The 19,634-nt window shown below is 59.4% G+C and carries 16 protein-coding genes; 14 read left to right on the top strand and 2 right to left on the bottom strand.

The genetic code is table 11. From position 1 onward, the window contains the following. Positions 1 to 221: 221 nt before the first annotated feature. From urtA to ureC, 11 genes are all read left to right on the top strand, one after another. Positions 222 to 1,487 carry an urea ABC transporter substrate-binding protein gene (urtA, locus tag ACYZTL_RS12535; protein WP_461952048.1) on the top strand — a complete coding sequence of 422 codons (1,266 nt, stop codon included), beginning with the start codon at positions 222 to 224 and terminating at the stop codon, positions 1,485 to 1,487. A gap of 227 nt (positions 1,488 to 1,714) precedes the next feature. Continuing rightward, positions 1,715 to 3,217, top strand: a complete 1,503-nt coding sequence (urtB, locus tag ACYZTL_RS12540) for an urea ABC transporter permease subunit UrtB (protein WP_461952049.1) — start codon at positions 1,715 to 1,717, stop codon at positions 3,215 to 3,217. After that, complete coding sequence (gene urtC, locus ACYZTL_RS12545; RefSeq protein ID WP_461952050.1) at positions 3,217 to 4,296, top strand: urea ABC transporter permease subunit UrtC; 1,080 nt, start codon at positions 3,217 to 3,219, stop codon at positions 4,294 to 4,296. The genes urtB and urtC overlap by 1 nt, the downstream gene beginning before the upstream one ends. After that, positions 4,293 to 5,162, top strand: a complete 870-nt coding sequence (gene urtD, locus ACYZTL_RS12550) for an urea ABC transporter ATP-binding protein UrtD (protein WP_461952051.1) — start codon at positions 4,293 to 4,295, stop codon at positions 5,160 to 5,162. Before urtC ends, urtD begins: the two co-directional genes overlap by 4 nt. Before the next feature lie 164 nt (positions 5,163 to 5,326). Next, positions 5,327 to 6,025 carry an urea ABC transporter ATP-binding subunit UrtE gene (gene urtE / locus ACYZTL_RS12555; protein WP_461952052.1) on the top strand — a complete coding sequence of 233 codons (699 nt, stop codon included), beginning with the start codon at positions 5,327 to 5,329 and terminating at the stop codon, positions 6,023 to 6,025. A 30-nt stretch (positions 6,026 to 6,055) separates the two neighbouring features. Further along, positions 6,056 to 6,895, top strand: a complete 840-nt coding sequence (locus ACYZTL_RS12560; protein WP_461952053.1) for an urease accessory protein UreD — start codon at positions 6,056 to 6,058, stop codon at positions 6,893 to 6,895. A 69-nt stretch (positions 6,896 to 6,964) separates the two neighbouring features. After that, positions 6,965 to 7,267 (top strand): urease subunit gamma, encoded by a 303-nt coding sequence (gene ureA / locus ACYZTL_RS12565; protein ID WP_007907366.1) that lies wholly within the window; start codon positions 6,965 to 6,967, stop codon positions 7,265 to 7,267. Positions 7,268 to 7,276: 9 nt separating this feature from the next. Then, positions 7,277 to 7,810, top strand: a complete 534-nt coding sequence (locus ACYZTL_RS12570) for a GNAT family N-acetyltransferase (RefSeq protein ID WP_461952054.1) — start codon at positions 7,277 to 7,279, stop codon at positions 7,808 to 7,810. Between the two features lie 6 nt (positions 7,811 to 7,816). After that, on the top strand, positions 7,817 to 8,350 hold the full coding sequence (locus ACYZTL_RS12575; protein WP_461952055.1) for a GNAT family N-acetyltransferase: 534 nt from the start codon (positions 7,817 to 7,819) through the stop codon (positions 8,348 to 8,350). Then, positions 8,350 to 8,658, top strand: coding sequence for an urease subunit beta (locus ACYZTL_RS12580; RefSeq protein WP_438659770.1), 309 nt, complete (start codon positions 8,350 to 8,352; stop codon positions 8,656 to 8,658). The genes ACYZTL_RS12575 and ACYZTL_RS12580 overlap by 1 nt, the downstream gene beginning before the upstream one ends. A 164-nt stretch (positions 8,659 to 8,822) precedes the next feature. Continuing rightward, entirely contained in the window at positions 8,823 to 10,523 is a 1,701-nt protein-coding gene (ureC, locus tag ACYZTL_RS12585) for an urease subunit alpha (RefSeq protein WP_461952056.1), read from the top strand. Positions 10,524 to 10,673: 150 nt separating this feature from the next. Here ureC and ACYZTL_RS12590 read toward each other — a convergent pair whose 3' ends face one another. Next, the gene (locus tag ACYZTL_RS12590) at positions 10,674 to 15,959 is read right to left on the bottom strand and encodes a dermonecrotic toxin domain-containing protein (protein ID WP_461952057.1); all 5,286 of its coding nucleotides are present in this window, start codon (positions 15,957 to 15,959) and stop codon (positions 10,674 to 10,676) included. A gap of 247 nt (positions 15,960 to 16,206) precedes the next feature. Here ACYZTL_RS12590 and ACYZTL_RS12595 point away from each other — a divergent pair, with 247 nt between their 5' ends. From ACYZTL_RS12595 to ACYZTL_RS12605, 3 genes are all read left to right on the top strand, one after another. Next, entirely contained in the window at positions 16,207 to 17,334 is a 1,128-nt protein-coding gene (locus tag ACYZTL_RS12595; RefSeq protein WP_461952058.1) for a sensor histidine kinase, read from the top strand. Positions 17,335 to 17,923: 589 nt separating this feature from the next. Then, complete coding sequence (locus ACYZTL_RS12600; RefSeq protein ID WP_461952059.1) at positions 17,924 to 18,226, top strand: DUF6124 family protein; 303 nt, start codon at positions 17,924 to 17,926, stop codon at positions 18,224 to 18,226. Between the two features lie 254 nt (positions 18,227 to 18,480). After that, positions 18,481 to 19,317, top strand: a complete 837-nt coding sequence (locus ACYZTL_RS12605; RefSeq protein WP_461952060.1) for an RHS repeat-associated core domain-containing protein — start codon at positions 18,481 to 18,483, stop codon at positions 19,315 to 19,317. Between the two features lie 10 nt (positions 19,318 to 19,327). Here ACYZTL_RS12605 and ACYZTL_RS12610 read toward each other — a convergent pair whose 3' ends face one another. After that, a complete protein-coding gene (locus ACYZTL_RS12610) occupies positions 19,328 to 19,633 on the bottom strand; it encodes a chaperone modulator CbpM (protein WP_461952061.1) in 306 nt (101 codons plus the stop codon). Position 19,634: the final 1 nt, after the last annotated feature.

Here is a 19,634-nt window from a genome sequence, read left to right on the forward strand (position 1 = left end):
GCTGTGCCGCTTTCGCAATCGGGTGCAGCACCATTTGTGCGCAGGCCCGCCCACCCGATCAGCCTCCCCGCCTGTTAATAGTGCAACGCCCGTTGCGCCAACCAACGTTTGCCCTACCAGACACCGTATTCCCGTTGTTGGGCACAGCCCTTGCTAAAGACCTTTCAGTAGTCCGCATCTGCCAACCAAGAAAAATTTCTAATGTTCATGGAGATCGCACAATGAAGCGTCGCAACTTGATCAAGGCTTTCACACTCACGGCAAGCATTGCCGCGATGGGCATGACCTGGACTGTCCAGGCCGCCGAGACCATCAAGGTCGGTATTCTGCATTCGTTGTCCGGGACCATGGCGATCTCCGAGACGTCGCTCAAAGACATGGCGTTGATGACCATCGACGAGATCAATGCCAAGGGCGGCGTGAACGGCAAGAAGCTGGAACCTGTTGTCGTCGACCCGGCATCGAACTGGCCGCTGTTCGCGGAAAAGGGCCGGCAGTTGCTGACCCAGGACAAGGTCGCCGTGGTATTCGGCTGCTGGACCTCGGTGTCGCGTAAATCGGTGTTGCCGGTGTTCGAAGAGCTCAACGGCCTGCTGTTCTACCCGGTGCAATACGAAGGCGAAGAAATGTCGCCGAACGTGTTCTACACCGGCGCCGCGCCAAACCAACAGGCGATCCCGGCGGTGGAATACCTGATGAGCGAAGAAGGCGGCAGCGCCAAGCGTTACTTCCTGCTCGGCACCGACTACGTCTACCCGCGCACCACCAACAAGATCCTGCGCTCGTTCCTGCACTCCAAAGGTGTGGCGGACAAGGACATCGAAGAGGTCTACACCCCGTTCGGCCACAGCGACTATCAAACCATCGTGGCCAACATCAAAAAATTCTCGGCCGGTGGCAAGACAGCGGTCATCTCCACTGTCAACGGCGACTCCAACGTGCCGTTCTATAAAGAGCTGGCCAACCAGGGTCTGAAAGCCACCGACGTTCCGGTCGTGGCGTTCTCGGTCGGTGAAGAAGAACTGCGCGGCATCGACACTAAACCGCTGGTGGGCAACCTCGCGGCGTGGAACTACTTCCAGTCGGTGGAGAACCCGGCGAACAAGAAATTCGTCGCCGACTGGAAAGCCTACGCGAAGAAACACAACCTGCCAGGCGCCGACAAAGCGGTGACCAACGACCCGATGGAAGCCACGTACGTCGGCATTCACATGTGGGCGCAAGCGGCTGAGAAAGCCAAGTCCACCAACGTCGACAAAGTCCGCGAAGCCCTCGCCGGCCAGACCTTTGTCGCGCCGTCCGGCTACACCCTGACCATGGACAAGACCAATCACCACCTGCACAAACCGGTGATGATCGGCGAGATCCAGGCCGACGGTCAGTTCAACGTGGTGTGGCAGACCGAAGGACCGATCCGTGCCCAGCCGTGGAGCCCGTTCATCTCGGGTAACGACAAAAAGCCGGATTATGCGGTGAAGAGCAACTAAGCCATCTGGATGTCGGGCCCGAGCACAAAGCTCAGGTCCGACACAAATCCCTGTGGGAGCGAGCCTTTGTGGTGAGGGGATTTATCCCCGTTGGGCCGCGAAGCGGACCCAGCACTTCAAAGTCCAATCGCATGTAATTGGTCAACGACTGCTTCGCAGCCGAACGGGGATAAATCCCCTCGCCACAAAGGCTCGCTCCCACATTTAGTCCGCGCAAGGCCAAAGACATGCCGACTGCCCTTTACCGTTTGATCCTTGCCCTCGCAATGTTGTTGCCGATGGACGTACAGGCTGGTGACGCCGAAGACTTCGTCGCCGCCAATCCCGTGCAGCAAGCCAAGCTTCTCGAATCCTGGGCCGCGCAGCCCGATCCGGCCCGTATCGAACTGATCAACGCCTTGCAGCAAGGCGAGTTGACCGTCGACGGCCAACCAAAAACCCTGCGCCTGAACAATCGCCTGCGGGGTCTGATCGACACCGCGCTGGCCAGCCACCAACTGCTCGCCGCCGACGCCAGGATTCGTTTGGTCGCCGCTCAGCAATTGCAGAAAAGCGCCAAACCGGCGCAACTGAAATTCCTCGACCAGCAACTTGTCGGCGAACAAGACGAAAGCGTTCATGCCGCGCTGAGCCTGGCGCTGGCCAATCTGCAACTGGTGGACACCGACCCCGCCGTACGCCTCGCGGCGGTACGTTTGCTCGGCGAAACCGGTGATCCACTGGCCCGCACCCGCCTCGAAAGCCTGCTGCAACCGGGTGTCGAAGCCGACGCCAACGTGCGCACCGCCGCCGAAACCAGCCTCGCCCAGGTCAAACGCAAACTGCTGATCGGCGAGATGCTGGGTCAGGCCTTCAGCGGCATGTCGCTGGGCTCGATCCTGCTGCTCGCGGCGCTCGGTCTGGCGATCACTTTCGGCCTGCTCGGTGTGATCAACATGGCCCACGGCGAGATGCTGATGCTCGGCGCTTACTCGACGTACGTGGTGCAACTGATGTTCCAGCGCTTCGCCCCACAGGCCATCGAGTTCTATCCGCTGATCGCATTACCCGTGGCGTTCTTCGTCACCGCCGCGATCGGCATGGCCCTGGAGCGCACGGTGATTCGCCACCTCTATGGCCGTCCACTGGAAACCCTGCTCGCCACCTGGGGCATCAGCCTGATGCTGATTCAGCTGGTGCGCCTGGTGTTCGGTGCGCAGAACGTTGAAGTGGCCAACCCGGCGTGGTTGTCGGGCGGGATACAGGTGCTGCCGAATCTGGTGCTGCCATACAACCGCATCGTCATCATCGCGTTCGCGCTGTTTGTGGTGGTGCTGACCTGGCTGTTGCTGAACAAGACGCGCCTGGGCCTGAACGTGCGCGCCGTCACTCAGAATCGCAACATGGCGGCCTGCTGCGGCGTGCCCACCGGCCGTGTCGACATGCTCGCCTTCGGTCTCGGCTCGGGCATTGCCGGCCTCGGCGGCGTAGCGCTCAGCCAGATCGGCAACGTCGGCCCGGACCTCGGCCAGAGCTACATCATCGACTCGTTCCTGGTGGTGGTGCTCGGTGGTGTCGGGCAGTTGGCCGGTAGCGTGCTCGCCGCTTTCGGGCTGGGCATCGCCAACAAGATTCTCGAACCGCAGATCGGTGCCGTGCTCGGCAAGATCCTGATCCTCGCGCTGATCATTCTGTTCATCCAGAAACGTCCGCAAGGCCTCTTCGCACTGAAAGGACGGGTGATCGACTGATGAACCAGCCCCTGATGCTCACGGCCACGCAAAAGGCCGGCTCCAAAGTCACGATTGCCGTCGGTGCGGTGATCCTCGCTCTGTTGCTGGCGTTGCCGTTGCTGTCGCTGTTGTCGCCGGACAGCACGTTTCACGTTTCGGCTTACACGCTGACGCTGGTGGGCAAGATTCTTTGCTATGCCATCGTCGCCCTGGCGCTGGATCTGGTCTGGGGATATGCCGGTCTGCTGTCCCTCGGTCACGGTCTGTTCTTCGCCCTCGGCGGTTATGCGATGGGCATGTACCTGATGCGCCAGGCCTCGGGTGACGGCTTGCCGGCGTTCATGACCTTCCTGTCGTGGACCGAGTTGCCGTGGTACTGGACCGGCACCAGCAGCTTTCTTTGGTCGATGTGCCTGGTGGTATTGGCGCCAGGATTGTTGGCGCTGGTGTTCGGGTTCTTCGCCTTCCGCTCACGGATCAAGGGCGTGTATTTCTCGATCATGACCCAGGCCCTGACCTTCGCCGGGATGCTGTTGTTCTTCCGCAACGAAACCGGGTTTGGCGGCAACAACGGGTTCACCAATTTCCGCAGCATTCTCGGGTTTGGCATCACCGAACCCGGTACTCGCGCGGTGCTGTTTTTCGCCACGGTTGTGTTGCTGGTGGCGAGCCTGTTCATTGGATGGCGACTGGCGCAGAGCAAATTTGGTCGGGTGCTGACCGCGTTGCGCGATGCGGAAAATCGGCTGATGTTCTGCGGTTACGACCCGCGCGGTTTCAAGCTGTTTGTCTGGGTGTTGAGCGCGGTGCTGTGCGGTCTGGCCGGTGCGCTGTATGTGCCGCAGGTCGGGATCATCAACCCGAGCGAAATGTCGCCGACCAACTCGATCGAAGCGGCTGTCTGGGTTGCTTTGGGCGGGCGCGGCACGCTGATCGGGCCGCTGCTTGGCGCTGGCGTGGTCAACGGCATGAAGAGCTGGTTCACCGTGGCGTTCCCGGAATACTGGCTGTTCTTCCTCGGCGCGCTGTTCATCGTCGTGACCTTGTACCTGCCCAAAGGTGTAATCGGTTTGCTGAAAAAAAGGGGTGAGCAATGAGAGTGACTGCGACGGCTGAATTCATGCTCGAACCGGCCTTTTTTCCAGTGCAGCCGAACAAGGACGCCGGCAGCAGCCGCGACGCCATCGGCCTCGGCCAACGTGTCGGGCCCGGCCTGGATACCCGCCACGGCACCATCCTGACCCTGGAAGACATCAGCGTGAGCTTCGATGGCTTCAAGGCACTGAACAATCTGAACCTCTACATCGGCGTCGGCGAATTGCGCTGCATCATCGGCCCCAACGGCGCGGGCAAGACCACGCTGATGGACGTGATCACCGGCAAGACTCGCCCCAGTCACGGCAAGGCCTGGTTCGGTGAAACCCTTGATCTGACGCAGATGAGCGAAGTGCAGATCGCTCAGGCCGGCATCGGCCGCAAGTTCCAGAAGCCGACGGTGTTCGAAGCCCTGAGCGTGTTCGAAAACCTGGAGCTGGCGCAGAAAACCGACAAGTCGGTATGGGCCAGCCTGCGGGCTCGCTTGAGTGGCGAGCAAAAGGATCGCATCAGCGAAGTGCTGGAGACCATCCGCCTGACCCCTTCGGTCAATCGCCCGGCTGGACTGCTGTCCCACGGTCAGAAACAGTTTCTGGAGATCGGCATGTTGCTGATGCAAGACCCGCAACTGCTGCTGCTCGACGAACCGGTGGCGGGCATGACCGACGCCGAAACCGAATTCACTGCCGAATTGTTCAAGAGCCTTGCAGGCAAGCATTCGCTGATGGTGGTGGAGCACGACATGGGTTTTGTCGGCTCCATCGCCGACCACGTCACCGTGCTGCACCAGGGCAGCGTGCTGGCCGAAGGGTCGCTGGAGCAGGTGCAGGAAAACGAGCGGGTGATTGAGGTGTATTTAGGCCGATAGCGCGCATTTCTGTAGGAGCTGTCGAGTGAAACGAGGCTGCGATCTTTTGATCTTCAGTGTTGCCAGGAAAGATCAAGATCAACAGATCGCAGCCTCGTTTCACTCGACAGCTCCTACAAGAGCAGTTCAAGAGCGGGATCGTGTGGAACAGAAGGAATTTGAAGATGCTGCAAGTCGACAAGCTGCACCAGTTCTACGGCGGTAGCCACATCCTGCGGGGCCTGACGTTTGATGTGAAGGTCGGTGAAGTCACCTGCCTGCTCGGGCGCAACGGCGTGGGCAAAACCACCCTGCTCAAATGCCTGATGGGTTTGCTCCCGGCCAAAGAAGGCGCGGTGAACTGGGAAGACAAGCCGATCACCACGTTCAAGCCGCACCAGCGAGTGCACGCGGGGATCGCCTACGTACCTCAAGGCCGGGAGATTTTTGGCCGGCTGACCGTGGAAGAAAACCTGCTGATGGGCCTGTCGCGATTCCCCGGCAGCGAAGCGAAAGAGGTCCCCGCGTTCATCTACGAACTGTTCCCGGTGTTGCTGCAAATGAAGCATCGCCGTGGCGGTGACCTGTCCGGCGGTCAGCAACAGCAGTTGGCAATCGGCCGTGCACTGGCCAGTCGGCCACGGCTGCTGATCCTCGACGAGCCGACCGAAGGCATCCAGCCGTCGGTGATCAAGGAGATCGGCGCGGTGATCAAAAAACTCGCGGAACGCGGTGACATGGCGATTCTGCTGGTGGAGCAGTTCTACGATTTCGCCGCCGAACTGGCCGATCAATACCTGGTGATGTCCCGCGGCGAGATTGTGCAGCAGGGCCGCGGAGAAAATATGGAAGCCGAGGGTGTACGCGGCCTGGTTACGATCTAATCTGTAGCGTCCTAACGATAATTAGAAATCATGAATTCAACGCTTCCCACTGTCCTGTTTACCCCGAGCTGGCACGCCGAGCTGGAGTTGGGCTACGCCCGATTCGGCGACAGCACGCGCCCGGTGCAGCGCCGGCACAAAGGTCCGTTGCGGGTGCAAAAGCATCTGTACGCCGAAGGTCCCGAGGTCTGCCAGCACATCATCGTCCACCCGCCGGGCGGGATTGCCGGTGGTGATCGACTGGACATCAGCGCCAGCGTTGGCAGCCAGGCGTGGGCGCAAATCACCAGCCCCGGCGCCGCCAAGTGGTATCGCGCGGCCGGGCCGGCTTATCAGAAACTTGATTTGAGAGTGGCCAACGGCGCGACACTGGAGTGGCTGCCGCAAGAAACGATTATCTTCAGCGACGCCCAGGCCGAGCTCAGCACGTCCATTGATCTGGAAGGCGATGCGCGGTTGTTCTACTGGGACGTCGTCGCACTCGGCCGCCCGGCCAGTGGCGAGCGTTTTGACCTAGGGCATTTTCAGGCGCAGCTGGATATCCGCCGCGACGGTCAGTTGCTCTGGCACGAACGCCAGCGCATTGTCGGGGATGACGGCTTGCTCGATTCGCCGATGGGACTGGATGGACAACCGGTGTTTGCGACGTTGCTGGTGACTGGGGAGATTGATAGTGAATTACTGGAGAAATGCCGTTCGTTGAGCAATGACGTACGCGGGGATCTGACGCAGTTGCCGGGTTTGCTCGTCGCCCGATGCCTGGCCAGTGAGGCGCTGTTGGCGCGAGGCTGGCTTATCGAATTATGGCGATTGCTCAGGCCCGCATTGTTAGGCCGAGAAGCAGTCCCACCGCGAATATGGAGCACCTGAAATGCGCTCCCACAGGTTTTGTATTCACAGATCCGAGTATTTTTTATCTGCCCAGATGGATTCCAAACAATGGACCTGACCCCACGCGAAAAAGACAAGCTGCTGATCTTCACCGCCGGCCTCGTGGCCGAGCGGCGTTTGGCGCGCGGCGTGAAACTCAATTACCCGGAAGCGATGGCCTATATTTCCGCGGCGTTGCTCGAGGGCGCCCGTGACGGCCAGACCGTGGCCGAGCTGATGCACTTCGGCACCACCCTGCTCAGCCGCGAACAAGTGATGGAAGGCATCCCGGAGATGATCCCGGAAATCCAGGTGGAAGCCACTTTCCCCGACGGCACAAAACTGGTCACCGTCCACCAACCGATCGCCTGAGGCCGCGCCATGACTTATCACATCCGCGATGCGGTGCACGCCGATCTGCCGGCGATCCGCGACATCTATAACGACGCCGTGCTCTACACCACGGCGATCTGGAACGAACAGGCCGTGGACCTGGGCAACCGTCAGGCCTGGTTCAGCGCCCGACAAGCCCAGGGCTATCCGGTCCTGGTGATTGTCGACGGCGATAAAAGCGTACTCGGCTACGCTTCATTTGGGGACTGGCGACCGTTCGATGGTTTCCGTCACACCGTCGAGCACTCGGTCTACGTGCGCAGCGACCAGCGCGGCAATGGTCTGGGCCCGCAATTGATGGACGTGCTGATCGAGCGCGCCAAAGGCTGCGACAAGCATGTGATGGTCGCTGCCATCGAAAGCGGCAACGCCGCTTCCATCCGCCTGCATGAACGGGTCGGTTTCGTGACCACTGGGCAAATGCCTCAGGTAGGCACCAAGTTCGGCCGCTGGCTGGACCTGACCTTCATGCAACTGACCCTCAATCCTGGCGCAGAACCGCCGCCCGCCAACAAGGAGTAACGCCCGATGAACGCAGCCCAATTGCGCCGAGTCAATGTTGAAAGCTTTGCACACTATCGTCAGGGTTTGATTGATCTGCTGCTCGACGCCGTCGGCTATGGCGCCAGTGTCGGTTTCATGGCCGATCTGGATGCCACTCAGGCCCGCGCCCATTTCGATGAGGTTCAGGACAACCTGAACAAGGGCAACGTGCTGCTGTGGGTGGTGGTCAAGGACGAACAGGTGCAGGCCAGCGTGCAACTGACCCTGTGCCAGAAAGCCAACGGGCTGAACCGCGCCGAAGTGCAGAAACTGCTGGTGCGTGAACATGCACGCCGCCGGGGCCTGGGCCAACAGTTGATGAGCGCCCTGGAACAGGCCGCACTGCAGCACAAGCGCGGCATGCTCTACCTCGACACCGAGGCCGGCTCCCCCGCCGAAGATTTCTACAAGGCGCTGGGTTACAGCCGCGCCGGCGAAATTCCCGACTACGCCTGCGACCCGAGCGGCCGGTACAAACCGACCGCCCTCTACTACAAGATTCTCCAGGGAGCCCATTGATGATTCCCGGTGAATTCCAGATCCAGCCCGGCGACATCGAACTCAACGTCGGCCGTCGCACCGTCAGCCTGAAAGTGGCCAACAGCGGCGACCGGCCGATCCAGGTCGGCTCGCATTATCATTTTTTCGAAACCAACGACGCCCTGACCTTCGACCGCGCCGCCAGTCGCGGCATGCGCCTGAACATCCCCGCTGGCACCGCCGTGCGCTTCGAACCGGGGCAGAGCCGCGAGGTCGAGCTGGTTGACCTGGCCGGGCATCGGCGGGTGTTCGGGTTTGCCGGCAGGATCATGGGTGACCTCGACTGACATTGGCCCCTGTGGTGAGGGGATTTATCCCCGTTCGGGTGCGAAGCGCTCGCCATCCAACGAATGAGTTATTGCAGATAGACCGAGGTGGCGGTTTTACGACCGCTGCGCGGCCGAGCGGGGATAAATCCCCTCGCCACAATAAATTTGTGCAAGGAATTACGATGAAGATTTCCCGTCAGGCCTACGCCGACATGTTCGGCCCCACTGTCGGTGACAAGGTCCGCCTGGCCGACACCGAGCTGTGGATCGAGGTCGAAAAAGACTTCACCACCTACGGCGAAGAAGTGAAATTCGGCGGCGGCAAAGTCATCCGCGACGGCCAGGGCCAAAGCCAGTTGCTGGCCGCCGAAGTCGTCGACACGGTGATCACCAACGCGCTGGTCATCGACCACTGGGGCATCGTCAAGGCTGACGTCGGTCTCAAGGATGGGCGCATTGCGGGCATCGGCAAGGCGGGCAATCCGGATGTGCAGCCGAACGTCACCATTGCTATCGGCGCCAGCACCGAAGTCATCGCGGGCGAAGGCATGATCCTCACCGCCGGCGGCATAGACACGCACATCCACTTCATCTGCCCGCAGCAAATCGAAGAAGCGCTGATGAGCGGCGTCACCACCATGATCGGCGGCGGCACCGGCCCGGCCACCGGGACCAACGCCACCACCTGCACCTCCGGCCCGTGGCATCTGGCGCGGATGCTTCAAGCGGCGGACGCGTTCCCGATGAACATCGGTCTCACCGGCAAGGGCAACGCCAGCCTGCCGGAGCCATTGATCGAACAGGTCAAGGCCGGCGCCATCGGTCTTAAATTGCACGAAGACTGGGGCACCACACCGGCGAGCATCGACAACTGCCTGAGCGTCGCCGATCAGTACGACGTACAAGTAGCGATCCACACTGACACGCTCAACGAGTCCGGCTTCGTCGAAACCACCCTCGCCGCGTTCAAGGGCCGAACCATTCACACCTATCACACCGAAGGCGCCGGTGGCGGCCACGCGCCGGACATCATCAAGGCCTGCGGTTTCGCCAACGTGCTGCCGAGCTCGACCAACCCGACCCGGCCCTTTACCCGCAATACCATCGACGAACACCTCGACATGCTGATGGTCTGCCACCACCTGGACCCGAGCATTGCCGAAGACGTGGCCTTCGCCGAAAGCCGTATCCGCCGCGAGACGATTGCCGCCGAAGACATCCTCCACGACCTCGGCGCGTTCTCGATGATCAGCTCCGACAGCCAGGCCATGGGCCGCGTCGGCGAAGTCATTACGCGCACCTGGCAGACCGCCGACAAGATGAAAAAACAGCGCGGCCCGCTGCCGGGTGATGGCGAGGGCAACGACAACTTCCGCGCCAAACGCTACATCGCCAAGTACACCATCAACCCGGCGATCACCCACGGCATCAGCCACGAAGTGGGTTCGGTGGAAGTGGGTAAATGGGCCGATCTGGTGCTGTGGCGTCCGGCGTTTTTCGGGGTAAAACCGACGCTGATCCTCAAGGGCGGTGCCATTGCGGCCAGCCTGATGGGTGACGCGAATGCGTCGATCCCGACACCGCAACCGGTGCATTACCGTCCGATGTTCGCCAGTTACGGCGGCTCGCTGCATGCCACCAGCCTGACGTTCATCAGTCAGGCGGCGCAGGAGGCAGGTTTGCCGGAAACCTTGGGGTTGAAGAAGAAAATCGCTGTGGTCAAAGGTTGTCGCGAGGTGCAGAAAACCGATCTGATTCACAACGATTACCTGCCGAACATCGACGTTGACCCGCAGACCTATCAGGTCAAGGCCGACGGTGTGTTGCTGTGGTGCGAACCGGCGGAAACACTGCCGATGGCGCAGCGTTACTTCCTGTTCTGATGGACAGGCTCAAACCCCACCGCAGCGCGTTCAGCGCGCAGCGGTGGGGGGTCAGGAGGTCTCAGGTTCAAGGGGCTGCGGTTTCCTGAGCAGCAGAAAGGTCTTGTTGACGTCGCTTGTCCCGCCGGCACCGAGCACTGTTACGTGAGATTACGCCCGGTCGGCCCCTTCGACGGCGAAGGGTATTGCAACCCTTTGCAGCTTCGCCCGATCCATCGCTTGTTGCGTCAACTGCCTGAGAAACGTTTTCTCCTCGTTTTTTATCGCACTGTATTGCTCCGCGAATTCGTCATCGGTCATGACCGTGCCAGGGGCGAATTCGCTTTCCGGTTTACCCAGCTCAAAGGCCAATGTCCTGATCTGTGTTTTCAAGTGATCTTTTTCCTCTGGCGACAGGTCTACCCCGTCTGCCCTTTCTTCCAGGGCGGTCTTGAACTCATAAAGCGCATTCTCTCGCCGTTTAAACTGCTTGAAGCGTGACCGGTTGACGCCTTCCACATAGGATTTCCAGAAAGGCTGTTCGGCGATCGAATCGCGCAGCAGATCGCCTTCCTCCAGCTCCAGGACCCTAATACGAGCGTCTTCAATATCTTTCAGCTCCACACCGGCAACGCTGCGAAACTGCATGGAGCGGGCCTGCCATGGCAAGTCGAGGCCTTTCTGCGACCCGGGATTCGCCAGATCCCCCTCCTCGGGCCCCGCCAGTTCGGTGGTAAACGCCAGGTGAACTTCTACGATATCAATGGTCCCCGTCACATTACCGTCGGCACCCGCCTCTCGGATCCGCTCACCTTTTGCAACGCCTTTCGCGATATGGTCCTCGGCAATCCTCTCGACCTCGTCGAGTCGCGACGAACCCTTGGCCAGGCTGACCAGCTCGGCTTCGACCAAACCGGGGTTGGCCAATCCATATGCTTCGTGGACAAGCACTTTCATACCCATGACGTTGAACAATTGCGTTGCCCCGTCGACACACTGTGTCCGCGCCACCGCTTCGGCAAAAATTGTCGTGCGTAATTCGCTATCCTTTTCCATGGCCTCGAGCATGCGCCAGACCTTCGCCGTCAGGTCCCGTCGATACAGGCCGCCGGCCTTGAAATCGGATGACTGGGTCAGCCGCCTGATTTCATTGAAAAAAGACTCGGAGTGGAACTCATCCTCGACCGCATCCCAGATGGCTTGCCTGGTCTGCCACTGACCGGACATACCTTCCGCCCATTGAATGCTGTCCAGGGTTCCTCTAGGCGGATAAGGGCGATCGGGGTCGAGGCCGACCGACTCGGTATAGCGCCTTAGGGTGTTCAGATTTTCCGGGGATATCCGTCCGGGCTCTCGACTCAACAGGGTGCGCGCCAGCAACTCGGCACGGAATGAACCGGGAGCAACGTCCGGTATACGGCTGATCGGGTTGCTTCGAAGATCAAGGTAAAAATTACGCGGGCGCGGCTGGGAAAAAAGCCCGGTTGGCCAGCTGTCGATGCCGGTGTTCTCCAGAATCAACAAATGCAGTTCCGGCATCCGGCTGATATCGGGCAGCAGCCTCAATGGGTTGCCTCTCAATCCCAAGGATCTGAGACGGGTCAGACCTTTCAAATGCGCCACCGCCTGCAGGGTCAGCTCGATGCGGTTATCGCTCAGCGCCAGGTCCTCAAGAAAAGGCATTTTGCCAATGGCTGACGGCAAACGGTTCAGTTGATTCCCGCTAACGTCCAGATCGCGCAGTTGGCGGAACGGCTCCAGAAAGTCCACTTGGTCGGGCAGCATGTTGGCCCGGGGCATGCTCAGACGGGTAACGTGATCGAAATTGGCAGTCAGCTTCGGCATGCTCGCAATGTGCCGGTACATTGACTGCTCCCCCAGATAGAGCGCCTGCGGACGGACAATGCCGGGGACCTCGACTCCCGCCGGGCCGGTCCGTTGCCAGCACTGTTTGATCGTCGCAGCGATATTCTTCCTGGATTCGATTTCCAGCTTCGCCACCAAACCGGTGCTCGGCAGGGTGGCCGGTGACCTTATCCAGCTATTGAGCGAACGTTCCAAATGGTCGAATTCATCCTCCAGCGCCTTCAGACGCTCAAGTGCCGAATTCCCGAAGCCACTCATCAGCTCACCCACCTCCGCCTCGGAGCACTCCGGATACAGCCAGCCAAGGCGTTGACGAATCGTCTCCACGCTCATTTGACGCGGATACCCTCGCATGCCGCCCCGAAGGCGCATGGCTTGCGGGTCGTAGGCCGGCTTCCGGATCGGGTGCTGTTCCAGAACCGAGGCAAAACGCTCCTGGCTCAGCGGCGAACGCTGGAGCGTCTGCTTGAGCTTGTCTCCCTCATAAATTTCGAATCCAAGGGCTTTGCGTTCAGTGTCTGGCAATGCATGCAGCAAAGAAGCATAGAAGTCATCGGCACCGTGCAGATGCTGCGCTTGCTCGTCGCGTGCGTGGTACAAGCCTTTCTCATCGACAAACAGGACTTTGCGGATCGGCGCGTCTTCGGGGCCGACGCTGGCCTGCAGTTCGCCGGTGTACGAGAAGGCACGAACCTCAATGCGAACTTCGGCCGACCAGCCAGGCATCGCGGCCAGCGAGGCCAGTTCCAGTCGACGGGTGTCAGTGTCTTCCAGTGCTTCCAGATACAGGCCTTCATAGGCGCGGCTCATTCGCACCCGGTCCTGTGCTGCTCGCGCCTTTTCGCGAAGGCTCAGGGGAATTCGGCGTTTTTGGGTCAGGTGAAGCAATTCCTCCGGGGTGGCATCACGCAATAACTCTTCGGCGACGATCACCGGTAATTTCGGATAGGCGTCGCACAGCAACAGCACATCGGCACTGTCAGAGATCTTCCGTTGTTTGTAGAGGGTGTCGAACACGCGTTGACGCTGTTGACCGGCGTGATCGGCCAGACGTTTTCGCAGTTCGTTGATGCGCAGTTGCTTGTCGCTGGAAATACCCTGGCCGAGCAATTCATGAATTTCCGTTTCGCTGAAATTCTCGATCACCCGGATCGGCAAACGGCCTGCCCGCAGGTCGATGCGAGACAGTTTGATCTGACGCTCAGCCGAGCCGAAATCTACAGACACACCGTCCAGCTTTGGCCCGTCGAACAGCGCGATCCCTCGAGACTCAGGCCAGCGCGGGAGTTCGGTCATGAACGCGGGAATCAAGTCCTCCAACGCTTCGGGAGTACTGTCAGCCAGGATTTGCTCGCCAAGTTCACCGGCCTGCGCATACGCCTTGAAGCGATTGAGGGTATCGACCAGCAAGGCTGGAGGTGTTTCGTGCTCGACATGCATCCGGCGCAGCGCGTTTTCCTTGAAGCCACTGACGGTCAGGATCTGCTCGAGGGATTCATCGGCGACCTCATCCGTCGCTGCACCCAATCGCCTGAGCAGGCGGGTCTTGTCCCACGCCAGGGGACGATCGATTTCAGTCTTCCAGCTTCCGGAACCGTTATGCTCGACAACGGGTTGATACGCGTCTGGACGCTCCGGGTGCCTGAGGCGTTGCAACCCGGTCTCCGGGTCCGTCGCCACCACGTAATGCTTGTCATCGAGTCGCAGTACGTCCTTGCTCTCATGTTGGTACAGACCCAGCTCGCCTGGCTCGGCGGCTTGCGGCAAGACAACCGGATGTTCGTAGGCTGTCAGGTCGGGATTCCACAGCCGCTCCTGGCCATTGAACTCCACGGGCTTGAGGTTTTCGACGAAGGGCGAAAGGGCGACAGACGTTTTGGGTAGCACGTACCCTGCCCCCATCAGCGCAAATTGCGCAAAGTTGATCAGCGCACCGTTGATGTAAGTCGCAGCTTCCTCCTTGTCGCCCTTGCTCCAATCCTCGATGCCTTCGGCCAGCTCCGCGAGCATCTGCGCAACCATGATGCCCAACACCACCTCGCCCACACCGGGAACCAGCATGGCGGCGAAGCTGAACACGTTCCAGCCAATGCTCAGGTAGCTGGTCAGACGCTTCCAGCGACTGGCCGAATCTTCGTCGTCGGTCGGCACGGCAATGCTGCGTGCATCGCTGATGACCTTGTCCCGCCGCTCTTGGAACAGGGTGATCCACAGGTCATTGGCGATCCGATTGGTGATGGGTTCCGCGTCGGGATTTTCGATGGCGGTTTCGCGCCACCAAGGGCCCATGTCGAGCGGTTCACGCTGTTTCCACTTGATGGTCTTGAGCCGCTCGTTGACCCTGGCGAAAAAATGTCCTTTGTCCTTCTGCGCCACAAACCGGCTGAAAAATGCCTGGTAATCCGGATCGCGCAACTGGCCGATCAAGGCCTTCATGAACTCGGTGAGCGAGGCATATTCTTTCAACGGATGGTCGGGGTCATCCGGAACATAGGCGATCAACGGGCCGGTCAGGCGGCTCTGTTGATAAATGTCATCCTTGCGCAGCATTTCGTCCTTGATACCCGTGGGGCCATTGGCGAAGAAGGCCTGGACCAGCTTGTAATTTTCATAGGCGCTGCCGGTTAAAAAAGGAATACGCTGAGACCAGCCGGTCCAGAATTTCACACTCTCGGGCGTCAAGGCATCGACTGCCTTTTTCAAGACCGAAGCCTCGCTCACAGCGCTGAACAGCACGATCGAGGTCATGCGAAAACCCATCAACGACAATCGGTGGCTGTGCAGGGGTGAACCATGGAACCTGATGTTTTCTTTTCCTTCGACGACATCCTGCAGCCGGTCAAAGGCTTCAGCGCTGATATCGCCTTTCAGATGCGCGATCAAGGCCGATGACTTGAAAGCCGCTTTTTCACTGGTTGTCGAACGGTCCTGCAACTGCTGCTTCGCTTCAGGCGCCGTTGGCTCAAGCCGCGCTTTGATATGGGTTTGATACTGCCCACCGATATCCAGTCGGCGGCACAGGCTGGCGAACCTTGCCGGGGTAATTGCATTGATTCGGTGTGGAGTTCCCTGAGGACTGTCGCGATAAACACCGGAGCCACTTCTGAACGCGGCCTCTTGGGTTTCCGCTTCTTCAAAGTTATGTAACGCCGCAGCGAGTAACGAACTTCGCCGCATACGACTGACCCCGGTATCGATGCCAAAAATGAGGTTGTCCGGAACGTAAAGTTGCAGTGACAGGGTTTCAGGATCTTCGTGCGTATTGAAGTTCGCTTGCAGCGATGTACTGAGCAATCGTTTACCGAAGGCATCGATATCGCTCTGAAGATCACCCAGAAGTTCATCCAGCTCGCCTTGCGAGCGCCAGCGTTCATCGATCAACGTTTTCAGATGCTGCCGGTCGGTCTCCGTTGCTTTCATGTACCAGTCCGGCATTTTGGCATTCAGCTTCAACATGGATTCAAGCGTGGCCGGCGATGCATTTTTTATCGCAGCGGGGATGACCTTGGTCACTCGCTGCTCGTGAACACTTTTGGCAACCAGGGTTGCAGACGGAGCGTTCGTCGGATTGCTTCCTTGCAAATCAGACATGGGTTCTAACCTTCAAATGATGGGTGGAGCCAATAGACTATTCACCCGTCAGCAAAACAAAAGCCTGAATAACTGTTGGTTAAAGCGAGAGGAATACGTTCTTCGTTCGAAAAACAGGAGCACAAATACACCTATGTACCACCCTGATAAATGCCGAGTGTGCCGCTGCGCCGCCGGAGGTTTTTTTCCCGCCTGAAGGCGCTACTATGCGACTCGTCCAGCCTCCAAAATCCTCAGGAACCCGGCCATGCGCCTACCCGAATTCATCAGGCAACATGTAGACCGTATCGTCGATGAATGGGAGCAGTTCGCCAGGACGATCACCCCGGCGGCCGAGAATATGGATCAAGTGGCTTTGCGTGATCACGCCAAGGCGATTCTGCTGGCCGCAGCCCGGGACATGACGACCGCGCAAACCGCCAGCGAACAGATCGCCAAGGCCAAGGGCGAAGGCCCGGAAAACACCCCGAGCCTGGATGAGGCGGGCGCCAGCCACGGCGAGCTGCGGCATACCGTGGGCTTCGACCTGGTGCAGATGACCAGCGAGTTCCGCCACCTGCGCGCCTGTGTGATTCGGCTGTGGGTCAACCGCCTGGAATCGCCGGACCTCGCTTACTTTCAGGACATGATCCGTTTCAACGAAGCCATCGACGAAGCCCTTGCCGAATCCACGGCGGCCTACGCAGAGCAGGTCAATCACTCGCGAGACATCTTTCTGGCGATTCTCGGTCATGACCTGCGCGCACCGTTGCAAGCGGTGAGCATGTCGACTGAAATGCTGATGCGCAAAACCACACTCGAAGGCGATGCGCTGACGTGCGCGATCAATATCAAGCGCGGCGCGCGGCACATGGCGGTGATGGTCAGCGATTTGCTGGAGCTGGTGCGCAGTCGCCTGGGCAAAAGCCTGCCGATCGACCCGGCGCCCATGGACCTGGCCGATGCGGCGCACGCAGCGATTGCCGATGCCTGTGCGGGCAACCCCGAGTGCGATCCGACGGTGAACGTGCAGGGAGACACCCGAGGCGTCTGGGATGCCGGACGCCTGGGCCAACTGCTGCAAAACCTGATTGGCAATGCGTTGCAGCATGGTTCGAACAAACGGGATGTCACGGTCACACTCAGCGGCGAACCCGATGCGGTTCGCCTCACGGTGCATAACGACGGTATACCGATTCCCGAGGACGCGATCGGCACGATCTTCGATCCGCTGGTGCGCAGCGCCGACGAAGAACTCGGCCAGCCTTCCACCAGCCTCGGGCTGGGATTGTTTATCGTCAAAGAAGTGGTCGATGCGCACGGCGGGACGATCGAGGTCAGTTCGAACGAAGTCGACGGGACGCTGTTTACCGTGGTGTTACCCAGGAAAGTGTAAGGCAGAGGGACCGCGTAATCGTTCTTCGCGAGCAGGCTCGCTCCCACACTGATCTCGCAAACACTGGAGATCAAATGTGGGAGCGAGCCTGCTCGCGATGGACGTTAACGATTACGCGTATCAATGGACAACCGCATCACCCTATTCCCGTCCACCAAAACGAAAAACAGCGTCAGACATTTCCTGATTACCCGGTTGAAACTGTCGCTTCACGGCCTCGTACGTCGGAAGCCTTCCTTGTTTAGCGCCCCTGTTTAAAAGCACTTCTCGTCACTTCCTGAAAGCCACACAACCTTGCGTCGTTGCCTACAGTTACGCCAGACTCCGCCGGCTTGTGCAGCCTGACCACGGGTTTTATCGTTGACCTGCCACTGCTCATCAGTGGTCGGGCTTAGCGGCCCGAGGTTCACAGCTGCACGAGCAACCATCGCACAGGTATTTTTGTACCTGCGATTTGATGGTGGCTGTGCGCAGGGCGCCTTCGGGCGCACCGGCTTTGCTGTGTTCCCCGGTCCGCTAACCTGCGTGCAGCCGCCACCCTTTCCGCTTAGCGGTCGAGAGGGTTGGCGCCGAATGGAGAACACAGTTTATGCGTAAGGTAACTCCTGATCCGCCAAACCCAGACGTCGATGACGTCCCCTTCTCCACCGCCGACATCCGCGCCACCCCGCGCACGCCGTCCACGATGTTCAGCGTCAACCCTGAAGTCGATGTTCAAGAACTGCTGGGTTTTGCAAGCGAGTCGCTGGCTTCCGCCTGCGTGATCACCATGGACCTGGCAGACCGAGAAACGGGATCAAGTCGCAACACCCTGCTGGGCGTTGTCCAAATCGTCATGACGGCGGAAATCACGGTGAACCGGGCGCTGGACCAACTCGACCCCATTGATTAGCCAACCACCCGATCAACTGTAGGAGCGAGCCTGCTCGCGAAAAAAGTCCAGGCAACGCGTTCATTCAGACAGCACGCGTTATCGTTCTCGTCCTTCGCGAGCTCGCTCCCACCTTCGACCGGGTTCCTTCAGGGGAATGCGGTCGACTCCCGGCGCAGCGCGTGACTATCAGTTCTGCTAGTACCGCAAACCCGGCAGCGAAGTCAGACTAGGACATGGATCCAAGTCGACCCTCTTTCCAGGATGCCCCAGACATGCCCCGTACTCTCCTGCTGGCTACCGACAACAGCAATTCAATACTCGTCGAACTGACTGGGGGCGAGCCCAATCCGATCGCTTACTCCGCCTACGGCCAACAATCCGCACCGCAGGCGATTGCCTCACACCTGGGTTTCAACGGCGAACTCAGTGAGAAATACATTGGCTGGTATCTATTGGGCAAAGGCTACCGCGCTTACAACCCGAATTTGATGCGGTTTCATAGCCCGGACAGTTGGAGTCCGTTTGGGGAGGGTGGTTTGAATGCTTATATGTATTGTGGAGGAGATCCGGTGAATTTTTCGGATCCGACGGGGCGGCTAAAACTCTTCTCGATGATCAGGAGAACAAGACACAACCCTCCTCCTGATTTAGCGCCCATCGATACGGCAGCCGCAAACGCTCGAAGAACAGTGCAAGAAAATGTATATCAAAGATTCCCGACAGCGACGGATCCCGCGGCCGTCCCCATCGTTACAATCCCCCGCGATAGCCCACCGCCACGGCCTCCGCGAAACCAACTCCCGCCACTGCAGCCCCGGAATGAGCATACGGGCGGGCGCTCAACTGGAAGGTCCCGCACGCCAAGGAGAATTGATTCAAATACCGCCATGGCAGGCTCAAATCCAAATCCTCCTTCCCTGTCTGCCGGACTTCTTCCAGATGGCTCCACGCTGGGATTAGACGGCGTTATACGTCATCCGAATGGTTTAGAAGTGGGAGTAGATGGCGTAGAACGAATGACTCTGTCGGACCTGCGAATAGCGACGCAGGGACTGCCCCAGCAACGTTCGAACCCAAGCACATCCAATCGAAATTTGAGAAGATCGTAGATCATCGGTGCTACTCCACCACCAACCGCCCCAACCTTTGCTTGAGCATCCGGTTCTCCGCCCGCAGCTGCTGGACCTCTTCAAGCAAATCCAGCGCCAACGCAACACCTTCCCACTCCAGATCCAGGTCGTGCCGCAGCTTGGCGGCACGCTTGGCCAGCGCCAACTCATAATCGTTGAAACGCCAATCCTTGGGCTGTTCACCCTGAGGTTCGAGGATGCCGTGCTCGACGATTTCGATCACGTAGACGTCCGATAAATCGGTCGCCTCACAGAATTCTGCCATGTCCAGTTGAACGATCAGAGGGTTGCTCATG

The organism is Pseudomonas sp. LB3P81, assembly GCF_054897965.1.

Excerpts from the sequence above, each read along its gene's own strand:
- ACYZTL_RS12605 (WP_461952060.1), top strand. The coding sequence starts at position 18,481 with ATGCCCCGTACTCTCCTGCTGGCTACCGACAACAGCAATTCAATACTC.
- urtE (WP_461952052.1), top strand. The coding sequence starts at position 5,327 with ATGCTGCAAGTCGACAAGCTGCACCAGTTCTACGGCGGTAGCCACATC.
- urtA (WP_461952048.1), top strand. The coding sequence starts at position 222 with ATGAAGCGTCGCAACTTGATCAAGGCTTTCACACTCACGGCAAGCATT.
- ACYZTL_RS12600 (WP_461952059.1), top strand. The coding sequence starts at position 17,924 with ATGCGTAAGGTAACTCCTGATCCGCCAAACCCAGACGTCGATGACGTC.
- ACYZTL_RS12580 (WP_438659770.1), top strand. The coding sequence starts at position 8,350 with ATGATTCCCGGTGAATTCCAGATCCAGCCCGGCGACATCGAACTCAAC.
- urtD (WP_461952051.1), top strand. The coding sequence starts at position 4,293 with ATGAGAGTGACTGCGACGGCTGAATTCATGCTCGAACCGGCCTTTTTT.
- ureC (WP_461952056.1), top strand. The coding sequence starts at position 8,823 with ATGAAGATTTCCCGTCAGGCCTACGCCGACATGTTCGGCCCCACTGTC.
- ACYZTL_RS12575 (WP_461952055.1), top strand. The coding sequence starts at position 7,817 with ATGAACGCAGCCCAATTGCGCCGAGTCAATGTTGAAAGCTTTGCACAC.
- ureA (WP_007907366.1), top strand. The coding sequence starts at position 6,965 with ATGGACCTGACCCCACGCGAAAAAGACAAGCTGCTGATCTTCACCGCC.
- ACYZTL_RS12595 (WP_461952058.1), top strand. The coding sequence starts at position 16,207 with ATGCGCCTACCCGAATTCATCAGGCAACATGTAGACCGTATCGTCGAT.
- ACYZTL_RS12570 (WP_461952054.1), top strand. The coding sequence starts at position 7,277 with ATGACTTATCACATCCGCGATGCGGTGCACGCCGATCTGCCGGCGATC.
- urtB (WP_461952049.1), top strand. The coding sequence starts at position 1,715 with ATGCCGACTGCCCTTTACCGTTTGATCCTTGCCCTCGCAATGTTGTTG.
- urtC (WP_461952050.1), top strand. The coding sequence starts at position 3,217 with ATGAACCAGCCCCTGATGCTCACGGCCACGCAAAAGGCCGGCTCCAAA.
- ACYZTL_RS12590 (WP_461952057.1), bottom strand. The coding sequence starts at position 15,959 with ATGTCTGATTTGCAAGGAAGCAATCCGACGAACGCTCCGTCTGCAACC.
- ACYZTL_RS12560 (WP_461952053.1), top strand. The coding sequence starts at position 6,056 with ATGAATTCAACGCTTCCCACTGTCCTGTTTACCCCGAGCTGGCACGCC.
- ACYZTL_RS12610 (WP_461952061.1), bottom strand. The coding sequence starts at position 19,633 with ATGAGCAACCCTCTGATCGTTCAACTGGACATGGCAGAATTCTGTGAG.